Origin of the sequence: Curtobacterium sp. PhB142 (assembly GCF_004341255.1) — a bacterium.
Taxonomy (GTDB): Bacteria; Actinomycetota; Actinomycetes; order Actinomycetales; family Microbacteriaceae; genus Curtobacterium.
Window position 1 is genome coordinate 35,472 of the sequence record NZ_SLUT01000009.1, and the last position, 17,915, is coordinate 53,386.

Sequence of the window (17,915 nt, forward strand, 5' to 3'; positions counted from 1 at the left end):
GCGGAGGAACCCCGACCGCGCACCCGACCGCGCACCCGACCGCGCACCCGGACGGCGCCGCCCGACGGCGGAACCGCCACAGTGCCAGGATGAGAGCAGGGGGCACCCGCCGCCAGGACCGCAGGAGGACCCGTGAGCCGTCGCAAGGCCTGGAACGCCGATCCCGAACCACTGCTCCGCGTCGAACCGGGCTTCCGCCTCGACCAGGTCGACCCGGATGCGACGCCGGGCTTCCCCGGCCGCAAGATCGACGGGCTCGAAGCGCTCGCCGCGGGGGCGTCCCGCCTCGCCGCCCTGCAGGAGCGGCTGTACGCGGCGTCGACCGCCGGCGACCAGCGCCGGGTGCTGCTCGTCCTGCAGGCGATGGACACCGCCGGCAAGGGCGGCATCGTCTCGCACGTCGTCGGTGCGGTCGACCCCAACGGCGTGCGGTACGCGGGCTTCAAGGCCCCGACGGCCGAGGAGCGCGAGCACGACTTCCTCTGGCGCATCGAGCGTCAGCTCCCGAGTGCCGGGCAGCTCGGCGTCTTCGACCGCTCGCACTACGAGGACGTCCTCATCCAGCGCATCCGGGCGTTCGCGGCGCCGGACGAGATCGAACGACGCTACGGCGCGATCACCGAGTTCGAGGACCGCCTCACCGCCGAGGGCACCACGATCGTCAAGGTGATGCTGCACATCTCGAAGGACGAGCAGCGCGAACGCCTCGGCGAGCGACTGGACCGCCCCGACAAGCACTGGAAGTTCAACCCGGCCGACATCGACGAGCGCCTGCTGTGGGACCGGTACCAGGACGCGTACCAGATCGTGTTCGACCAGACCTCGACCCCGCAGGCGCCCTGGTACGTCGTGCCGGCGAACCGCAAGTGGTACGCCCGCCTGGCGGTGCAGCAGCTCCTGCTCCGCGCCCTCGAGGACATGCAGCTCTCGTGGCCGAAGGCGGACTTCGACGTGGCCGAGCAACGACGGCGGCTCGCCGAGTCCTGACCGACGGGCCGGCCGGGAGGCACGGGCCGGGTCCGGCTCGCGGCCGTCCGTCGACGACGGGGCTGGCATCAGAGCGCGGGGTCGCGTAGACTCGCTCGGTCGGCCTTCGACGCCGTGACATCGTGATCACGGGCTTTTTGTTGGGTGTGTGTTGCTCGAGGGCTGGAATCACGTCGAATCGCGACGGGATGAACCCCCTCTCCGCAAGCAGCCCCCGCCGATGTCGCTGTCGGGCGCTGCGGTTCGTTGCGCACCCGAGAAAGCAGTCATGGCTCCGTACAACAAGGGCGCGGACAACCGCGCCTCCGATCGTCCCCGCCACCCGAACGGCACCCCCGCCGCACGCAGCAGCAAGCACCGCGGGTTCCGCGCCGCCGAGCCGACCGCGCCGCGCCAGAAGCAGCGCTGGGACGCCGAGGAGCGGCGCGGCCGCTCGGCGCAGGGCGAGCGCCCCGCGCGCCCGAACTGGGAGCCCCGTGACAGCGGCGGCCAGCGCCGCCCGGAGCGTGACGACCGCGGTGGTCGCGGCTTCAACCGTGACGACCGTGCTCCCCGTCGCTTCGATCGCGACGACCGCGCCCCGCGTCGTGACAACGACGACCGTCCGCGTCGCTTCGATCGTGACGACCGTGCACCGCGCAGCTTCAACCGCGACGACCGCGCTCCCCGTGGTGACAACGACGACCGCCCGCGTCGCAGCTTCGACCGCGACGACCGCGCCCCGCGTCGTGACAACGACGACCGTCCCCGTCGTTCGTTCGACCGCGATGACCGCGCTCCGCGCAGCTTCAACCGCGACGACCGTGCTCCGCGTCGTGACAACGACCACCGTCCGCGTCGTTCGTTCGACCGCGACGACCGTGCGCCCCGTCGTGATAACGACGACCGCCCGCGTCGCAGCTTCGACCGCGATGACCGTGCCCCCCGTCGCGACAATGACGACCGTCCCCGTCGCAGCTTCGACCGTGACGCTCCCTACTCGCACGGCCGTCCCGACGCTCCGCAAGCTCCGCGTCGCGCCGGAACCGGCTCGCAGGGGCCCAGCGCTCCGCGCAAGTTCGACCGCGACGACCGCAGCGCTCCCCGCCGCTCCTTCGACGAGCCGGAGCGCGGCAAGTTCGTCCCCGCCGACGACGTCAAGCTCGCGAAGCTCCAGGCCGAGTCCACCGTGGCGTCGGACGTCGAGGGCGTGACCTTCGGCGACCTCGGCATCGGCGGCAACATCTCCCGCGCCCTGCAGGAGCTCGGCGCGAGCAGCCCGTTCCCGATCCAGGCCGCGACGATCCCCGACGTGATCGCCGGCAAGGACGTCCTCGGCCGTGGCCGCACGGGCTCCGGCAAGACCATCGCGTTCGGCGCCCCGCTCGTCGAGAAGCTCATGGAGCATGGCGGCGGCACGAAGCGCAAGATGGGCCGCGCCCCGCGTGCGCTCATCCTCGCGCCGACCCGCGAGCTGGCCCTGCAGATCGACCGCACGGTGCAGCCGATCGCCCGCTCGGTGGGCCTCTTCACGACGCAGATCTACGGCGGCGTGCCGTACGGCCGTCAGGAGGGTGCGCTCGAGCGTGGCGTCGACATCATCGTCGGCACCCCTGGTCGTGTGCAGGACCTCATGAACAAGGGGAAGCTCGACCTCAGCGAGGTCGTCATCTCCGTGCTCGACGAGGCCGACCACATGTGCGACCTCGGGTTCCTCGAGCCGGTGCAGGAGATCCTCTCCGCCACCGCCGAGGTCACCCCGCAGGGCAACCGTGCACAGAAGCTGCTGTTCAGCGCGACGCTCGACACCCAGGTCGCGGCGCTCGTCGAGCAGTTCCTGCACGAGCCGAGCGTGCACGAGGTCGCGGGTGAGGACCAGGCGTCCTCGACCATCGACCACCGTGTCCTCGTGGTCGAGCAGCGCGAGAAGGACCGTGTCCTCGAGGAGCTCGTCGCCGGCGACGGCAAGACGATCGTCTTCGCCCGGACCCGTGCCTACGCCGAGCGCCTCGCCGACCAGTTCGAGGACGCCGGCATCCGTGCCACGTCGCTCCACGGCGACCTGAACCAGTCGCGCCGGACCCGGAACCTGCAGCTCCTGACGAGCGGCCGGGTGAACGTGCTCGTCGCCACCGACGTCGCCGCCCGCGGCATCCACGTCGACGACGTGTCGCTCGTCGTGCAGGCGGACGCCCCGGACGACTACAAGGCGTACATGCACCGCTCGGGCCGCACGGGTCGTGCCGGCAAGGAGGGCACCGTCGTGACCCTCGTCCCGCGTGGTCGCATCCGCAAGATCGAGGGCATCCTCGAGCGTGCCGAGATCGCGGCGGACCTCGTGCAGGCCGCCCCCGGTGACGGCATCGTGTCGGAGCTCGCCGCGCGCTAGTCGCGACCACACGCACGACGGGAGGCCCGTGGCGAGCTCGCCACGGGCCTCCCGTCCGTCACATGGTGAGCAGCAATGGTCGGGTCCGGAAATCGGACCCGACCATTTCTGCTCACGAAGCGAGCACGCCCGCCCGCGCGCTGCGCGCCCGCGCGCGACCGCGTCAGCGGTTGAAGAACAGCAACCCGCGCACGAAGCCGGCCTGGCCGGCGTGCTGCGTGCAGTCGTCGAGGATGCTCACGAGCCGGGCACCGGCGGTGACGGGCGGGTCCCACGCGTCGTCGACCACGGGGTCGAGGTCGTCGGGACCGAGCGTGCCGAGGTACGCGACGGTGCGGTCGTGGACGGCACGCAGGTACCCGGTGAGCAGCTCGGCGGATGCCCGCACCCGACCGACGTCGTCGCGGGACATGCCGTAGCCGAGGGCCTCGGCCGGGAACGGCAGGCCGAACCGCTCGTACCAGCCGTCGGCGGTCCACACCTGCGCGGTGCCGGCGAGGTCGGCGATCTGGACGTCCTGCCCACGGGCGGTGTGCCACGCGAGCCACGCCAGGGTGTTCGCCCCGGCGGCCGGACGCGCTGCGAGTTGGTCCTCGGACAGGCCGTCGACGGCACGCTCGACGGTCTCGGGGACGCGGGAGAACGCTTCGATCAGGACTTCGGACGGTGTCATGCGCACCACGCTACGCGCGCGCCCCGACACGCGAGGTCACGCTGTGCGGGCTGCGGTCTCCGCGCGCGAGTGGCGGTCGAGGGCGTCGCCGAGCCCGGCGAACGCGGCGGCGAGCCGGACCCGGTCGGCGGGGGCGACGACCTCGCGGAAGGCGTCCGAGTACACGGCGCCGATCTGCCGGGCCACCTCGGCGCCCGAGGCCGTGAGGTGCAGCAGGACGCTGCGACGGTCCTGCGGGTTCGGGCGGCGCTCGAGGTGTCCGCGCTGCTCGAGCCGGTCGACGAGCGACGTCATGGCGCCGGTGGTGAGCTCGAGGTACTCGCCGGCCTGCTTCGGCGTGATCCCCTCGCCGTCGGCCGCGGCCAGGAAGAACACGAAGCGGGTGTCGGTGGCGTTCAGCCCGCGCACGACGCTCTCGTGGTGCAGGACGCGGGCGTGCTGCGTCTGGAGCAGGCGGAAGGCGGTGAGGAGCTTCGCGAGGTCGGTGTCCGAGTCCACGCGCTCCGGCACGGAGACGGTCGGCGACACGGGCGCGGGCGGCAGGGTGTCGGGCAGGACGGGCTGGGTGGTGTCCGGCATCGGCAGCTCTTCTCGGCAGGGGGTGGGAAGACTCAGTCAACAAGTATCTCACTCGTCAAGACACCCCCAGCACGGGGTGGTTCCTTCCCTTGTGAGTTGCTCGGCGGAAAAGTAACTTGATCGTCGTAGCAAACACCACGGCTCCGACGCGACCAACCACCGCGACCACGGCGCCACCGTTTCCGGATCAGGAGCTCCCGCAATGTCTCGTGTCACCCCTCGCGCCGCCCGTCTCGCGGCCTGGATCGCCATCCCCGCCGCCCTCGTCGCCTCGGGTGTCGTCGTCTCGACCGCGTCCTACTCGGCGTTCTCGGCCACCACCGTCAACCCGACCAGCAACTGGACCGCCGGCAGCGTCGCCCTCACCGACGACGACAACAACACCGCGCTCTTCACCGCGACGGGCCTGAAGCCCGGCTCGACCGGCGCCAACTGCATCACGGTCATGTCGACCGGCTCGCTGGCCTCGACCGTGAAGTTGTACGGCACGAACCCGGCCACCACGAACAACCTCTCGGGCAACATCAACCTGCAGGTCGAGCAGGGCACCGGCGGCGGCTTCGGCTCCTGCACCGGCTTCACCCCGGCCGCGACCGGCGGAACGCTCTACAACGGCACCCTCGCCGCGTTCGGTACCGGCTCCACGAACTTCGCCATCGGCCTCGGCACCTGGGCCCCGACCGGCTCCGCGTCCGAGTCGCGCGTCTACCGCTTCACCTACACGGTCTCGAGCACTGCGCCGAACACGGTCCAGGGCGGCACCGCGTCCCTCGGCCTCACCTGGGAGGCCCAGAACAGCTGAGCCGGGAGCCCTCCCCACCCGGTGACCGGGGCTGAGCCCGAGCCAGCCCCGGTCACCACCCACGAGAACGCGCCCCCGGTCGAAGGCAGTCATGAGCAGCATCGCAGTGCACGGTGGTCCCACACCGCACGCCGTGCTCCGTGACGTCGTCGACTGGGGGCGCGTCGTCGTCGGCACCGTCGCACGCGGTGTGGTCGCGACCCTCCTCGGCCTCGCCCTGTGGGCGGCCGCCCCCGCGCTGATCGGCTGGCAACCGACGACGGTGATGACCGGGTCGATGGAGCCGCGCCTCACGCCCGGGGACGTCGTCGTCTCGCGCCCGGTCGCGTCCGGTGAGGTCCGGACGGGCAAGATCCTGCTCGCGGACGACCCGGACCAGCCGGGTCACCTCCGCATGCACCGCTACGTCGAGGACGGCCCGGGCGGCACCCTGGTCACCAAGGGCGACGCGAACCCGCAGCAGGACTCCACACCGCTCGAACGCTCGGCCGTGCACGGGGTCGCCTTCCTGCGCATCCCGTTCGTCGGGGCGCCGATCTTGTGGCTCCGGCAGGGGGAATGGGTCAGGGTCGTCGTGCTCGCACTCGGCCTGACCGCGCTGCTGGCGCTCTGCACGGTCGACGGGTCGCTCCGCCGCCTCACGGCGATCGACGACGACGACGCCGACGGCTCGGACGGGGGCGACACCGCCCACGGGTCGGGTGACGGGCCGTCGGACGGTACCGACACCGGCCGGGAGGCGCGGGACGACGCCGCCACGCGCCTCCCGTCCGGCGGGACCACCGTCGTCACCCGTCGCTCGCTCCGGGTGCACGAGCGTCGCGTGCAGCGGCTGCGCCGCTTCGGCGGTGCGGCGGCGGTCCTCGTCATCGCGGGGAGCATCGGGGTGCTCGTGCCGGCGCAGGCGGTGGCCGTGCCGTGGTCGCGGACGACCGTGAACCCCGTCTCGAACTTCACGGCGGGCACGGCCACCGGTGTCCCCACACTGACCTGCACGGCCGCGTCGTCGAGCACCGTGACGATCGCCTGGACCTACACGAACCCGACCGTGCCGAACTCGTTCGACCTCATGAACGGGTCGACCCAGCTCGCGAGCGCCACGACCGCCGGACAGCGTTCGCTCGTCTACGGCGGTGCGGGCCTGCTCGACCTCGGGACGACCTACACGCTGAACCTCCGCACGAACCTCGGCAACAACTGGACCGCGACCAGCACACCGACCGTGAAGGTGCGGGTCGTCTCGGTCCTCGGCCTGGCGTCGGCGAGCTGCGTGCCCTGAGTTCTCCACAGGCGGCGCGCGGCCGTCCGGCGATGTCCCCGGCCGGCGTTACCGTGTCCGCATGCGCATCCTGCACACCGGCGACTGGCACCTCGGCCGCACGCTGCTCGGTGCCGACCTCCTCGAGCACCAGGCGGCGTTCACCGACTGGCTCGTCGACCTCGTGCGGGACCGCTCCGTCGACCTCGTCGTGATCGCCGGTGACGTGTACGACCGGGCGATCCCGCCGATCGACGCGGTCCGGATGCTGTCCCGGGTGCTCGAACGCCTGGCCGAGACGGCGACCGTGGTGCTCACGCCCGGCAACCACGACTCCGCCGCACGCCTGGGCTTCGGCGCCGGCGTGATGGACCGCCGCGTCCGCATCCTCGCCGAACCCGCCCGGATCGCCGACCCGGTGCTCGTCGACGACGCCGACGGCCCGGTGGCGGTCTACGGCATCCCGTACCTGCACCCCGACCTCACCCGCTACGCACTGGCCGACGTGCCGGACGAGCCCCTCGCACGGTCGCACCACGCCGTCGTGCAGGCCGCCACCGAGCGGATCCGGTCCGACCTCGCGCTGCGCGGCGGCACCCGCAGCGTCGTCGTCGCACACGCCTTCGTCGGCGGGGCGGACCCGAGCGACAGCGAGCAGGACATCCGCGTCGGCGGTGTCGACCGGGTGGCCGAATCGGTCTTCGACGGCTTCGACTACGTCGCCCTCGGGCACCTGCACGGCCCGCAGCGGGTCGGCGACGGCGGACGGATCCGGTACGCCGGCTCACCGCTGGCGTTCTCGTTCGGCGAGCGGCACCAGCAGAAGTCGGTGACCATCGCCGAGCTCGACGCGGCCGGTGCCGTCTCGGTCGAACTCGTGCCCGCTCCCGTGCCGCGCCGCCTGGTCGACGTCCGCGGGGGCATCGACGACATCGAGTCCGGGGTCTTCCGGGCCGACGCCGACGCGTGGGTGCGGGTGGCCGTGACCGACACGCTGCACCCCGAGCGCATGTACGCCCGGGTGAAGGACCACTTCCCGCACGCGCTGGCGATCACACACGAACCCGCCGACCGCGGCCCGGCATCGGTGGCCCGTGCGGTCACGGCGACGTCCGACCCGGTCGAGGTCGCCGCCGACTTCGTGGCCTTCGCCACCGGTGCCGCCCCCGACGACGACGAACACGCCGTCCTGACCGAGGCGTACGAGGCCGCGGTGCTGGCGCTGCAGCGCGAGGGGGACCGCTGATGTACCTGCACCGACTCGAACTGCGCGCCATCGGGCCCTACCCCGACCTGGTGTCCATCGACTTCGCAGCGCTCGCGGCCTCCGGGGTGTTCCTGCTCGAGGGGCCGACGGGCTCCGGCAAGTCGACCATCATCGACGCCGTCGTGTTCGCCCTGTACGGCGGGCTCGCCGGGTCCGACGCCAGCTCCGACCGCCTGCACAGCCAGCACGCCGACCCCGCGGTGGAGCCGTTCGTCGAGCTCGTCTTCGAGACCAGTGCAGGGACCTACCGGGTCCGCCGCACCCCGCAGTACGACCGCCCGAAGCAGCGGGGGACCGGCACCGTCAAGCAGCAGGCGTCCGTGCAGCTGTTCCGTCTGGCGAACCCGTCCGACATCGCCGGCGAACCGATGTCGTCACGCATCCCCGAGGTCGGCGTCGAGATCGGCCGCATCGTCGGGCTCGACCGCGCGCAGTTCCTGCAGACCGTCGTGCTGCCGCAGGGCGAGTTCGCACGGTTCCTGCGGTCCCCGGGCGAAGAGCGCCGCAAGCTCCTGCAGTCCCTGTTCGGCACGCAGGTCTACGACCGCACGGCCGACGAACTCGCCGCGCGGCGCCGTGCCGTGCAGGCCGAGGTCGACGGTGCCGACGACCGCGTGCGTGATGCCCTGAACCGCTTCGCCCAGGCCGCTGGTCTCGACCACGCCGACGAGACCGTCGTGCCGTCGACGGTGGCGTCGGTCCGTGCGGCCGCCGATGCCGCCGCCGCCGTCCGTGCTGCAGCAGCCGCGGCGGCGACGACCGCTGCCGAGCACGAACAGGCGGTCACGGCGCGTGCGACCGCCCTCGAACGACGCGCGGGGCTGCTCGCGCGGCGAGTTGCGCTCGACGACGACGCCCCTGCCGTCGACGCCGCCCGGTCGGCCCTCGCCCTCGGCGAACGCGCCGCACGGGTCGCTGCCGTGGCCGACGGACTCGACGCCGCGGTCCTGCGCGCTGACGAGACCACTGCGGTCGCCCGGTCGCTGCGTGACCGCCACGGGGTCACCGCCGACGCCGACGCCGTCGTGCTGCGACGCGACGCCCTCGCCGACGACCTGTCGGCCGTCCGGCACCTCGTCGCGGTCGAGGACGGCGCCGCTGCCCGTCGGTCCGCCATCGCCGGGGCCACCGCGGACGCCGAGCAGATCGCCGAGCAGCTCCTCGAACGCGACGCCGCACTCGACGCCTGTCCCACCGAGCGGGCCCGCATCGTCGAGGCCGCACGCACCGCGGCCCGCACGGCAGCCGACTCGGATGCCGCCGCGCACGAGGTCACCCGGATCCGGTCCCTCCGAGCCGACCTCGTGGCGCGCGACCACGCGGCGCAGCGGGTCGCCACGGCCGAGCAGTCCGTCGCTGCCGCGCGCCGATCGGCGACCGACGCCCTCGCCGCCGAGCGGGCACTCCGCGAACGCCGGATCGCCGGGCTCGCCGGAGAACTCGGGGCGGCGCTCACGGCCGGCGACCCGTGCCCGGTCTGCGGGTCGACGGCGCACCCCTCGGTGGCGACCCCGCAGGACGACCACCCCACGACCGCGGCCGTCGACGCCGCCGGCGACGCCACTCGTCGCGCGGACCAGCACCTCGCCGACGCCGCGTCGGACCTGGCTGTCGAACGTGCCGAACACCAGCGGCTCGTCGACGTCGTCGGCACGGTCGACACCGCCGCGCTCGACGCCCTGACCGCGGCCGCCGACGAACGGGTCCGGGCCGCGCACGACGCTGCCGCGCTCGTCCTGCAGCACGAGCGGCAGCGGGCGGAGCACGACACGACGACCGGTCGGCTCCAGCGCGAGCGGAACGACCTCGACGCACGGCGGACCGTCCTCGTCTCGACCGCGCTGGCCGACGCTGAGCGGCTCAACACCGACCTCGGCACCGTGGCCGCGGCGCTCGAGCGGCTCGGAGCACTCCTCGACGACCGCCCCGCGACGCTCCGGACGGCCGTCGAGCTCCTCGACGAGCGACTCGAGGCGTACCGCGCGGTCGCGCAGGCCGACGAACGGGTGGCCGCCGCGACCCGTGCCCGCGACGACCGCCGTGCCGAGGTCGACCGGGTCCTCGACGACCAGGACTTCGCCGACGTCGCCGCAGCGCGGGCCGGACGGCTCGACCCGGACAGCACCGACCGGCTGCGGGCGCGGATCAGCGCGGCCGAGGCCGAGCGGGCCGTCGTCGTGGCCGGCCTGGCCGAGCCCGCCGTGGTCGCCGCGGCGGACGACTCCGCGGAACGCCTCGGCCTCGACGGTGCTCGTGCCGGACGCCAACGCGCTGCCGCCGCACTCGACGAGGCCGTCGCGGTCGCCGTCTCCGCGGTCGACCGTGCCGACGCGGTCGACCGGTGCGCGACCGAGGTCACCCGGGCGACCCGTGCTCGTGACGAGACGTCGGCACGCAGCCGCGCCGTGGTCCGGCTCGCCGACATCGCGAACGGGGTCACCGCGGCGAACCCGACCGGGATCACCCTGGGCACCTACGTGCTCATGCGCCGGTTCGAGGACGTCGTCGCCGCGGCCAACGACCGACTCCGGGCGATGCTCGCGGGGCGGTTCACGCTCGAGACCTCGGACGAGCGGGAGTCCGGGTCACGGGCACGCCGGACCGGCCTGGCACTCGCCGTGCACGACCACACCACCGACACCGTGCGGGACCCCCGCAGCCTGTCCGGCGGCGAGACGTTCACGGTGTCGCTGTGCCTGGCGCTCGGGCTGGCCGACGTCGTGCAAGCCGAGGCCGGTGGCGTCTCGCTCGGCACGCTCTTCGTCGACGAGGGGTTCGGCACGCTCGACCCGGAGACCCTCGACGACGTCATCGGGCAGTTGTCGCGACTGACCGCCGGTGGGCGGCAGGTCGGCATCGTCAGCCACGTCGAGGAACTCAAGCAGCGGATCCCGGAGCGGATCGCCGTGCGGCGGACGGCAGCCGGCGGCTCGCAGGTGACGACAACGGTCTGACGCCGCCTGCCGTCCGCCGCCGGTCCTGGTTCCGGGTGGCCGGCCGCTACGGCGTCGGCGTGGACTCCACGGTGCCGTCCGGCGGCGGCAGGATGTCCGCCGCGATCCACGGGAACACCCACTGGAACAGCACGAACACGATCGCTGCGAGCAGCACGAGCAGCTCGAGCACCTTCAGGACGGTGGGGCCGGGCAGCAGCCGCCAGAGCAGAGGGAAGATCACTTGGCCGTCTCCGAGAGTTCCTTCGGGGTGCCCTCGGACGCGGGCATCCAGTAGTCGAGCTTCGCGTGCGTGACGAACCGTTCGGCTGCCGACCACATCGGGTGGCACGCGGTCAGGGTCAGCCAGCGGTCCGACGGCGAGGGGTCGACTCCGGGCTTGTTCGGCACCGGCGCGATCGTCTCGATGTGGTCGGGCGTGACGATCTGGCTGTCGGTGACCTTGTAGACGTACCAGACGTCGAACTTCGTCTTCGCGTCGGTGACCCGCACGACGACGGAGTCGTCCTTCTTGAGTTCGGCGATCTGGTTGAGCGGTTTGCCGTAGGTCACGCGGTGTCCGGCGACGGCGAAGTTGCCGGGAGCCCCGGGCATCGCGGTGTCCTGGTAGTGCCCGAGCCCGATGGTGTTCAGGACCTTCTCACGGTCCGTGCCCTCGCCGATCGGCCGGTTGTAGTCCTTGCCGAAGCGGGGGATCTGCATCGTGCCGAACACGTCGGAGAGATCCGGTGGCTCGGCGAGCACGGGTGCGGTGCCGCGGTGCTCGGTTCCGGCGCCGTCCGGGGTCTTCAACTGGTCGAGCCCCTCGACGAGCTTCGACTGCTCGTTGACCGCCACGACGTCCGTCCACCACGCGGTCCACACCACGTACAGCCCGGTGCCGGCACCCGCGATGATGAGCAGTTCGGCGATGAGCGAGACGATCGCGCCGCCGACCGTCTGCCGTCGCCGGGGGGAGCGGCGCCCGGACCGTCTGCCGCCGTCGTCGTCCCGCGCGCTGCGGCGCGACGGGATGGTGTCGTGTGCGGTCACGGGGCTCCTGATCGGCTGGTCGGTCGGACAGGTCTATCAGATCACGACGACGGCCCGGTGACGACGTTCTCCACACCCCCGTAACGTGGGGGGATGGAGTACCGGATCCGCCCGTTCCGCGCCGACGACACTGACGCGGTCGTCGCCCTCTGGGAATCGTGCGGTCTCGTCCGCCCGTGGAACGATCCGCGCCGCGACATCGAGCGCAAGGCCACGGTCCAGCCCGAGCTCTTCCTGGTGGCGGAGTCGGAGAGCAGCGCCGTCGTCGCCGCGGGCATGGCCGGTTTCGACGGGCACCGCGGCTGGGTCAACTACCTCGCCGTGCAGCCGGACCTGCACGGCTCCGGTCTCGGCCGGACGCTGATGGCCGAGTTCGAGCGGCTGCTCACCGACCTCGGCTGCCCGAAGGTGAACCTGCAGATCCGTGCCGGCAACGAGCGGGTGCTCGGGTTCTACGAGTCGCTCGGGTACTCCGACGACCGGACCGTGTCGCTCGGCAAGCGGCTCATCCCCGACGTCTGAGCCGTCCGGTCACGCCAGGGCCAGGCCCACCGACGCGATGAACGCCAGCGCGATGCCGACCCACTGCGGCGCGGTCAACCGCTCCCGCAGCACCACCCCGGCCAGCACGACCGTGCCGATCGGGTAGAGCGCGTTGAGCACGCTCACGACGGGCAGGGTGCCCGGGGCGTCGCTCGCGTGCAGCCCCGCCTGGATGCACACGTTCGCCAGGGCGTCGAGGACGCCGCACGCCGCGACCGTCAGCAGCAGACGCGGCGGCCACCAGCGCCCTGGAGGCACGGCAGACCCCGCGACGCCGACCGACGCTGCGGGGTCTGCCGCGCCTCCAGACCGCGCCCCGCGCCCGGCACGCACCGTCACCACGAGCGCCGCCGCACCCAGCAGCACCGTCTGCAGCACCCGCGCGACCACGAGCGGGTGGATGCCCGCGCCCGGCGGTGTCGCGTCGTACGCCAGCACGATGCCGCCGAACCCGCACCCGGCCACCGCGGCCGCGACGACCCCACGCACGGTGAGGCGTGCACCCGAGGTGTCCCGCACCGCCGCCACCAGCACCACCGCGACGACGGCCACGATCACCGCGGCGACGGCCAGCGGTGACAGGACGGTCCCGCGGGCCACGGCCACCAGGACCGGGACGACGGCGGCGAACACCGCGGTCAGGGGTGACAGCACGCTCATCGGGCCGATCGCCAACGCGGCGTAGAGCAGCAGGACTCCGACCGCGCCGGACAGTCCGGCGACGGCGCCCCAGAGGGTGCCCGCCCACGACGGCGTCCCCCCGAGCACGGCCAGACCGATCAGCAGCGGCACGATCCCGATCGCCGCGGCGACGGCGGTGACCGCCACCGGACGGATGCGCCGCGACGCGAGCCCGCCGAGGAAGTCGGCGAAACCGTAGACGACGGCTCCGGTCAGGCCGAACAGCACGGTGAGCACGGGTCCCATCCTGCCCGGCCCGGTAGCCTGCGGGGCGTGAGTGTTCCCTACCACCGCCTGACCCGTGTCGACGCACGATGGAGGTGGTGGCGCCCGCTGGTCGCCCTCGCGTTCCTGGCGGGCTGGTACCTCGTATCCCAGGTGGTCATCGCGGTGGCGTACTTCGTCCCGCTCGGCGTGACCCAGGGTCCGCAGGCGCTAATCGACTTGCAGAACGACCTGGCGGGCGGTGCGCTGGACCCGACCGATCCGCTCGTCCTGTCGTTGTCGCTCGTGTCGCTGGTCGTCCTGCTGCCGGGGATCCTGCTGGCGGTCAAGGTCGCACGGCTCGGGCCCGGCGCGATCCTGACGTCGACGCGCTTCCGGGTGCGGTGGGCGTGGACGGCGTGGTGCGTGCTGCCGACCCTCGTCATCGCCGTGGTGATGTTCCTCGTGCAGACCAGCGGGATGTTCACGTTCGACGGCGGCTTCGGCTGGGACCACGCCGCGATCGGGCAGTCGTCGGTCTCCCTCGGCACCCTCACGCTCACGCTCGTCCTGGTCGTCCTGCTCGTGCCGTTCCAGGGCGCAGCCGAGGAGTTCATCTTCCGCGGTTTCCTCATGCAGACGATCGCCTCGTGGATCCCGCGACGCACCGGCACGATCATCGCCGTGGCGGTGTCGACCGTCGTGTTCGCGGTGCTGCACATCCCGAACGGCTACAACGTCTGGGGCATCCTCGACGTCGGTTCGTTCGGGCTGATCGCGGCGATCATCGTGCTCCGCACCGGCGGCCTCGAGGCCACCGTGCTGCAGCACGCCTTCAACAACATCATGATCTTCGTGCTGCAGGCACCTGGGTGGTCGAAGGTGGACCTGCAGTCACAGGACGCGAACGGCACCTGGCAGGGCTGGCTCGTCACCCTCGGCACCTCGCTCGCGTTCTGGGGCATGGTCGAGTTCCTGGCCTGGTGGCGGAAGCTCGATCGCACCTTCGCCGGACACGAGGCACCGCGGTTCCGCGGGACGCCGCCGGTCTGGGCGGGCGGCAAGCGGTGGTTCGGCCCGGCGGGCTCGGGTTGGGCCGTCGCGCCGGCTCGTGCCGACGACGTCGACGCAGCCGCTGTGGACCGTGCCGGTGTGGACAGTGGCGCTGTGGACAGTGCCGTGGGTGTCGCCGGTCGCCCGTAGGCTCGTGGCATGAGCACCACGCCCGCGCCCGCCGCCGTGTCTGCCTCACGAGCAGCCGCGCTCGACGTCCTGCACCGCGTGTGGGGCTACGACGACTTCCGTGGCGAGCAGGCGGCGATCATCGACCAGGTGGTCGCCGGCGGTGACGCCCTGGTGCTCATGCCCACCGGCGGTGGCAAGTCGCTCTGCTACCAGGTGCCCGCGCTCGTACGCGACGGCGTCGGGGTCGTGGTGTCGCCGCTCATCGCGCTCATGCAGGACCAGGTCGACGCCCTCGCGGCGAACGGGGTGCGTGCCGCCTTCCTCAACTCGACGCAGGGGCCCGACGAGCGTGCCCGGGTCGAGCGCGCGGTCGTCCAGGGCGAGGTCGACATGCTCTACCTCGCGCCCGAGCGGCTCCGGCTCGAGTCCACGCGCGCGCTCCTCGACCGGGCGCGGGTGTCGCTGTTCGCCATCGACGAAGCGCACTGCGTCGCCCAGTGGGGCCACGACTTCCGGCCGGACTACCTCGAGCTGAGCGTCCTGCACGAGCGCTGGCCGACCGTGCCCCGGATCGCCCTCACGGCCACGGCGACCCCGCAGACCCACCAGGAGATCTCGGCGCGGCTCGGCCTCGACGACGCCGCACACTTCGTCGCCGACTTCGACCGCCCGAACATCCAGTACCGCATCGAACCGAAGACCGGCGCGCTGCAGCAGCTCCTCACCTTCATCCGCACCGAGCACAGCGGCGACTCGGGCATCGTCTACTGCCTGTCGCGCAAGTCGGTCGAGCGGACCGCCACCGCACTGGCCGAACAGGGCATCCAGGCGCTGCCGTACCACGCAGGGCTCGACGCCCGGGTGCGTGCGCGCAACCAGTCGACCTTCCTGCGCGAGGACGGCATCGTCATGGTCGCGACGATCGCCTTCGGCATGGGCATCGACAAGCCCGACGTCCGGTTCGTGGCGCACCTCGACCTGCCGAAGTCGGTCGAGGGGTACTACCAGGAGACCGGTCGTGCCGGGCGCGACGGCCTGCCCTCGACCGCGTGGCTGGCGTACGGCCTGAACGACGTCGTGCAGCAGCGACGGATGATCGACCAGTCCGAGGGCGACGCCGCACACCGTCGGCAGCTCAGCGCCCACCTCGACGCCATGCTGAGCCTGTGCGAGACGATCGAGTGCCGCCGGGTGCGGCTCCTGGCGTACTTCGGGCAGCCGTCCACGGCCTGCGGCAACTGCGACACGTGCATCGCCCCGCCCGAGTCGTGGGACGGCACCGTCCCCGCCCAGAAGCTGCTGTCCACGGTCGTCCGGCTCGAGCGGGAGCGCGGCCAGCGGTACGGCGTCGCCCACCTCGTCGACATCCTGGTCGGCAAGCAGTCCCCGCGGGTGCAGGAACTGCAGCACGAGTCCCTGGCGACCTTCGGCATCGGTTCCGACCTGTCCGACGGCGAGTGGCGCGCTGTGGCCAGGCAGCTGCTCGCGCAGGGCTACGCCGCGGTCTCGGGCGACGGGTTCGGCACGGTCGTCCTCAGCCCGACGAGCGCCGAGGTCCTGACCGGCAAGGTCCAGGTGCGGATGCGTCGCGACCCGGTGAAGGCGCCGCGGGCGAGCCGCTCGTCCCGCCGGACCGTCGTCACCGACATGCCCCAGCAGGCGGTCGGCCTGTTCGAGGCGCTCCGGGTCTGGCGTGCAGCCCAGGCGCGCGAGCAGGGTGTGCCGGCGTACGTGGTGTTCAACGACGCGACGCTCCGCGGCATCGCGGCGGTGCGTCCGTCCGACGTCGACCAGCTCGCCGAGATCTCCGGGGTCGGTGCCGCGAAGCTCGAGCGGTACGGCCGCGCGGTGCTCGACGTCGTCGCGTCCGAGGCCGACTGACCCCACGGTCGGACGTGCATGCCGCCGTGGGCATGTACTGCTCGCAGGCGTGATTACACTCGGGAGTTCGCCGTCACGACGAGGAGGCCCGGTGTCCGGTTCGACCAAGTTCGCCACCGTGCTGAGCCGCGCAGTGGTGACACCGCTCGCGCGGATGCTCTGGCGACCGAAGATCATCGGACGCCGCAACGTTCCCAAGCGCGGGCCGGTGATCCTCGCGAGCAACCACCGCTCCTTCATCGACTCCCCGGCGATCACGTTGATGGCACCGCGGAAGGTCGCCTTCCTGGCGAAGCAGGAGTACTTCACCGGCACCGGGTTCCGTGGCGCGGTGTCGCGGGCGTTCTTCGGCGGCATCGGTGCGATCGGCGTCGAACGTGGTGCGGGCGCCGCGGCGCAGCAGGCGCTCGACCTGGGGCTCGCGCGGTTGAACGAGGGCGAGGCCTTCGCGATCTACCCGGAGGGCACCCGCTCCCTGGACGGCCGGATCTACAAGGGCCGCACGGGTGTGGCCTGGCTGGCCCTGACGAGCGGCGCGCCCGTGGTGCCCGTGGCCCTGACGGGGACCCAGGACGTGCAGCCCGTCGGCTCGAAGCTGCCGAAGCTCGCGAAGGTGACGATCGAGTTCGGGAAGCCGATCGACTTGTCCTCGTTCGGTGAGGCATCGTCCGGACGCGCGCGCCGTCACGCGACCGATGCGGTGATGACCGCGATCCAGGAGCTCAGCGGGCAGGAGCCGGCGAACACGTACAACAACCCGCCGGCGACGATCGTCGAGCGGGTCAAGCGGGCACTGCAGCCCGACGACCCGACCGCGGCTGCCGTCGACCCCGACTGATCGCGATCTGTTCGGTCACTATTGCACATCTGAAATATCGATGGTTGAATGAGGGACGTGCCGCACGGCACGCATCCCCGACGGGTCGCCCGACAACGGCCCGCAACCACGACTCAGATCGGACGGTCAGCAGCATGTCCTCCACCCCGCTCTTCGACTCCATCGCCCAGCGACGCGACCAGCCCGAGGCCCACGTCGTCCCGGCACCGGTTCCGACCCCGGCTCGCGCGGCCGCAGCGCCCGCACCGACCTCACCGATGACCGCTCCCGTCCGTGCCGGTGACTCGACCCTCGTGCCCGCGGCCCTCGTCGCCGCGATCGACGACATCACGGTCCGCGTCACCCCGTCGGTGGTCACCGAGCTCCGCGTGCAGCCCGAGCAGCTCGTCCTGGTCGAGACCGTCGCCGACGCCATCACCCGAGCGGTCGTCGACGCCGTCGCGACCGAACTCGACCGGATCGCCCGCGACGGCGTCGTCCGCGTCTGAGCCCGGCGGTCCCCGAGCGATGACGACGCCCGCTGACGGCCTCCCGCTGCGCCCGCGCGGTGCCGAACGGCGGGCCGCGAACCGCCTCCGCACCCGCCGTCCCGAAGCGTCCGAGCGGCGCCGTGCTGGGCACGGCACGCGTCCGGACGCCCCCAGAGCCGCCGGGGTGGTGGCT

The 17,915-nt window shown here is 72.5% G+C and carries 16 protein-coding genes; 11 read left to right on the top strand and 5 right to left on the bottom strand.

Annotated elements, in window-relative coordinates; genetic code table 11:
• Nucleotides 1-132: 132 nt before the first annotated feature.
• Together EDF31_RS16610 and EDF31_RS16615 are read left to right on the top strand one after the other, a co-directional pair.
• Nucleotides 133-987 (top strand): PPK2 family polyphosphate kinase, encoded by an 855-nt coding sequence (locus EDF31_RS16610; protein ID WP_243650105.1) that lies wholly within the window; start codon nucleotides 133-135, stop codon nucleotides 985-987.
• A gap of 268 nt (nucleotides 988-1,255) precedes the next feature.
• Entirely contained in the window at nucleotides 1,256-3,355 is a 2,100-nt protein-coding gene (locus EDF31_RS16615) for a DEAD/DEAH box helicase (protein WP_131846946.1), read from the top strand.
• A gap of 163 nt (nucleotides 3,356-3,518) precedes the next feature.
• On the opposite strand, the gene EDF31_RS16620 is transcribed toward EDF31_RS16615, so the two are convergent.
• On the bottom strand, nucleotides 3,519-4,028 hold the full coding sequence (locus tag EDF31_RS16620; protein WP_123293670.1) for a DinB family protein: 510 nt from the start codon (nucleotides 4,026-4,028) through the stop codon (nucleotides 3,519-3,521).
• Nucleotides 4,029-4,064: 36 nt separating this feature from the next.
• Nucleotides 4,065-4,607 carry a MarR family transcriptional regulator gene (locus EDF31_RS16625; protein ID WP_131846947.1) on the bottom strand — a complete coding sequence of 181 codons (543 nt, stop codon included), beginning with the start codon at nucleotides 4,605-4,607 and terminating at the stop codon, nucleotides 4,065-4,067.
• A gap of 202 nt (nucleotides 4,608-4,809) precedes the next feature.
• Between EDF31_RS16625 and EDF31_RS16630 the strand changes: the two genes are divergently transcribed.
• From EDF31_RS16630 to EDF31_RS16645, 4 genes are all read left to right on the top strand, one after another.
• Entirely contained in the window at nucleotides 4,810-5,409 is a 600-nt protein-coding gene (locus EDF31_RS16630) for a hypothetical protein (RefSeq protein WP_131846948.1), read from the top strand.
• Between the two features lie 91 nt (nucleotides 5,410-5,500).
• Nucleotides 5,501-6,688 (top strand): S24/S26 family peptidase, encoded by a 1,188-nt coding sequence (locus EDF31_RS16635; protein WP_131846949.1) that lies wholly within the window; start codon nucleotides 5,501-5,503, stop codon nucleotides 6,686-6,688.
• A 61-nt stretch (nucleotides 6,689-6,749) separates the two neighbouring features.
• Nucleotides 6,750-7,913 (top strand): exonuclease SbcCD subunit D C-terminal domain-containing protein, encoded by a 1,164-nt coding sequence (locus tag EDF31_RS16640; protein WP_131846950.1) that lies wholly within the window; start codon nucleotides 6,750-6,752, stop codon nucleotides 7,911-7,913.
• Nucleotides 7,913-10,888: an SMC family ATPase gene (locus EDF31_RS16645; RefSeq protein ID WP_131846951.1), complete on the top strand. Its 2,976-nt coding sequence runs from the start codon at nucleotides 7,913-7,915 to the stop codon at nucleotides 10,886-10,888. Before EDF31_RS16640 ends, EDF31_RS16645 begins: the two co-directional genes overlap by 1 nt.
• A gap of 46 nt (nucleotides 10,889-10,934) precedes the next feature.
• Here EDF31_RS16645 and EDF31_RS20065 read toward each other — a convergent pair whose 3' ends face one another.
• Nucleotides 10,935-11,111, bottom strand: a complete 177-nt coding sequence (locus tag EDF31_RS20065; protein ID WP_165901466.1) for a hypothetical protein — start codon at nucleotides 11,109-11,111, stop codon at nucleotides 10,935-10,937.
• Entirely contained in the window at nucleotides 11,108-11,920 is an 813-nt protein-coding gene (locus tag EDF31_RS16650; protein WP_243648843.1) for a class E sortase, read from the bottom strand. The genes EDF31_RS20065 and EDF31_RS16650 overlap by 4 nt, the downstream gene beginning before the upstream one ends.
• Before the next feature lie 93 nt (nucleotides 11,921-12,013).
• Between EDF31_RS16650 and EDF31_RS16655 the strand changes: the two genes are divergently transcribed.
• On the top strand, nucleotides 12,014-12,442 hold the full coding sequence (locus tag EDF31_RS16655) for a GNAT family acetyltransferase (protein ID WP_131846952.1): 429 nt from the start codon (nucleotides 12,014-12,016) through the stop codon (nucleotides 12,440-12,442).
• Between the two features lie 9 nt (nucleotides 12,443-12,451).
• On the opposite strand, the gene EDF31_RS16660 is transcribed toward EDF31_RS16655, so the two are convergent.
• Nucleotides 12,452-13,381, bottom strand: coding sequence for an EamA family transporter (locus EDF31_RS16660; protein ID WP_131846953.1), 930 nt, complete (start codon nucleotides 13,379-13,381; stop codon nucleotides 12,452-12,454).
• A gap of 36 nt (nucleotides 13,382-13,417) precedes the next feature.
• Between EDF31_RS16660 and EDF31_RS16665 the strand changes: the two genes are divergently transcribed.
• From EDF31_RS16665 to EDF31_RS16680, 4 genes are all read left to right on the top strand, one after another.
• The gene (locus EDF31_RS16665) at nucleotides 13,418-14,551 is read left to right on the top strand and encodes a CPBP family intramembrane glutamic endopeptidase (protein ID WP_131846954.1); all 1,134 of its coding nucleotides are present in this window, start codon (nucleotides 13,418-13,420) and stop codon (nucleotides 14,549-14,551) included.
• A 9-nt stretch (nucleotides 14,552-14,560) separates the two neighbouring features.
• Nucleotides 14,561-16,414 (top strand): DNA helicase RecQ, encoded by a 1,854-nt coding sequence (gene recQ / locus EDF31_RS16670; RefSeq protein ID WP_131846955.1) that lies wholly within the window; start codon nucleotides 14,561-14,563, stop codon nucleotides 16,412-16,414.
• A gap of 91 nt (nucleotides 16,415-16,505) precedes the next feature.
• On the top strand, nucleotides 16,506-17,252 hold the full coding sequence (locus tag EDF31_RS16675; protein ID WP_123937549.1) for a lysophospholipid acyltransferase family protein: 747 nt from the start codon (nucleotides 16,506-16,508) through the stop codon (nucleotides 17,250-17,252).
• Between the two features lie 134 nt (nucleotides 17,253-17,386).
• Nucleotides 17,387-17,740 (top strand): hypothetical protein, encoded by a 354-nt coding sequence (locus EDF31_RS16680; RefSeq protein ID WP_123937550.1) that lies wholly within the window; start codon nucleotides 17,387-17,389, stop codon nucleotides 17,738-17,740.
• Nucleotides 17,741-17,915: the final 175 nt, after the last annotated feature.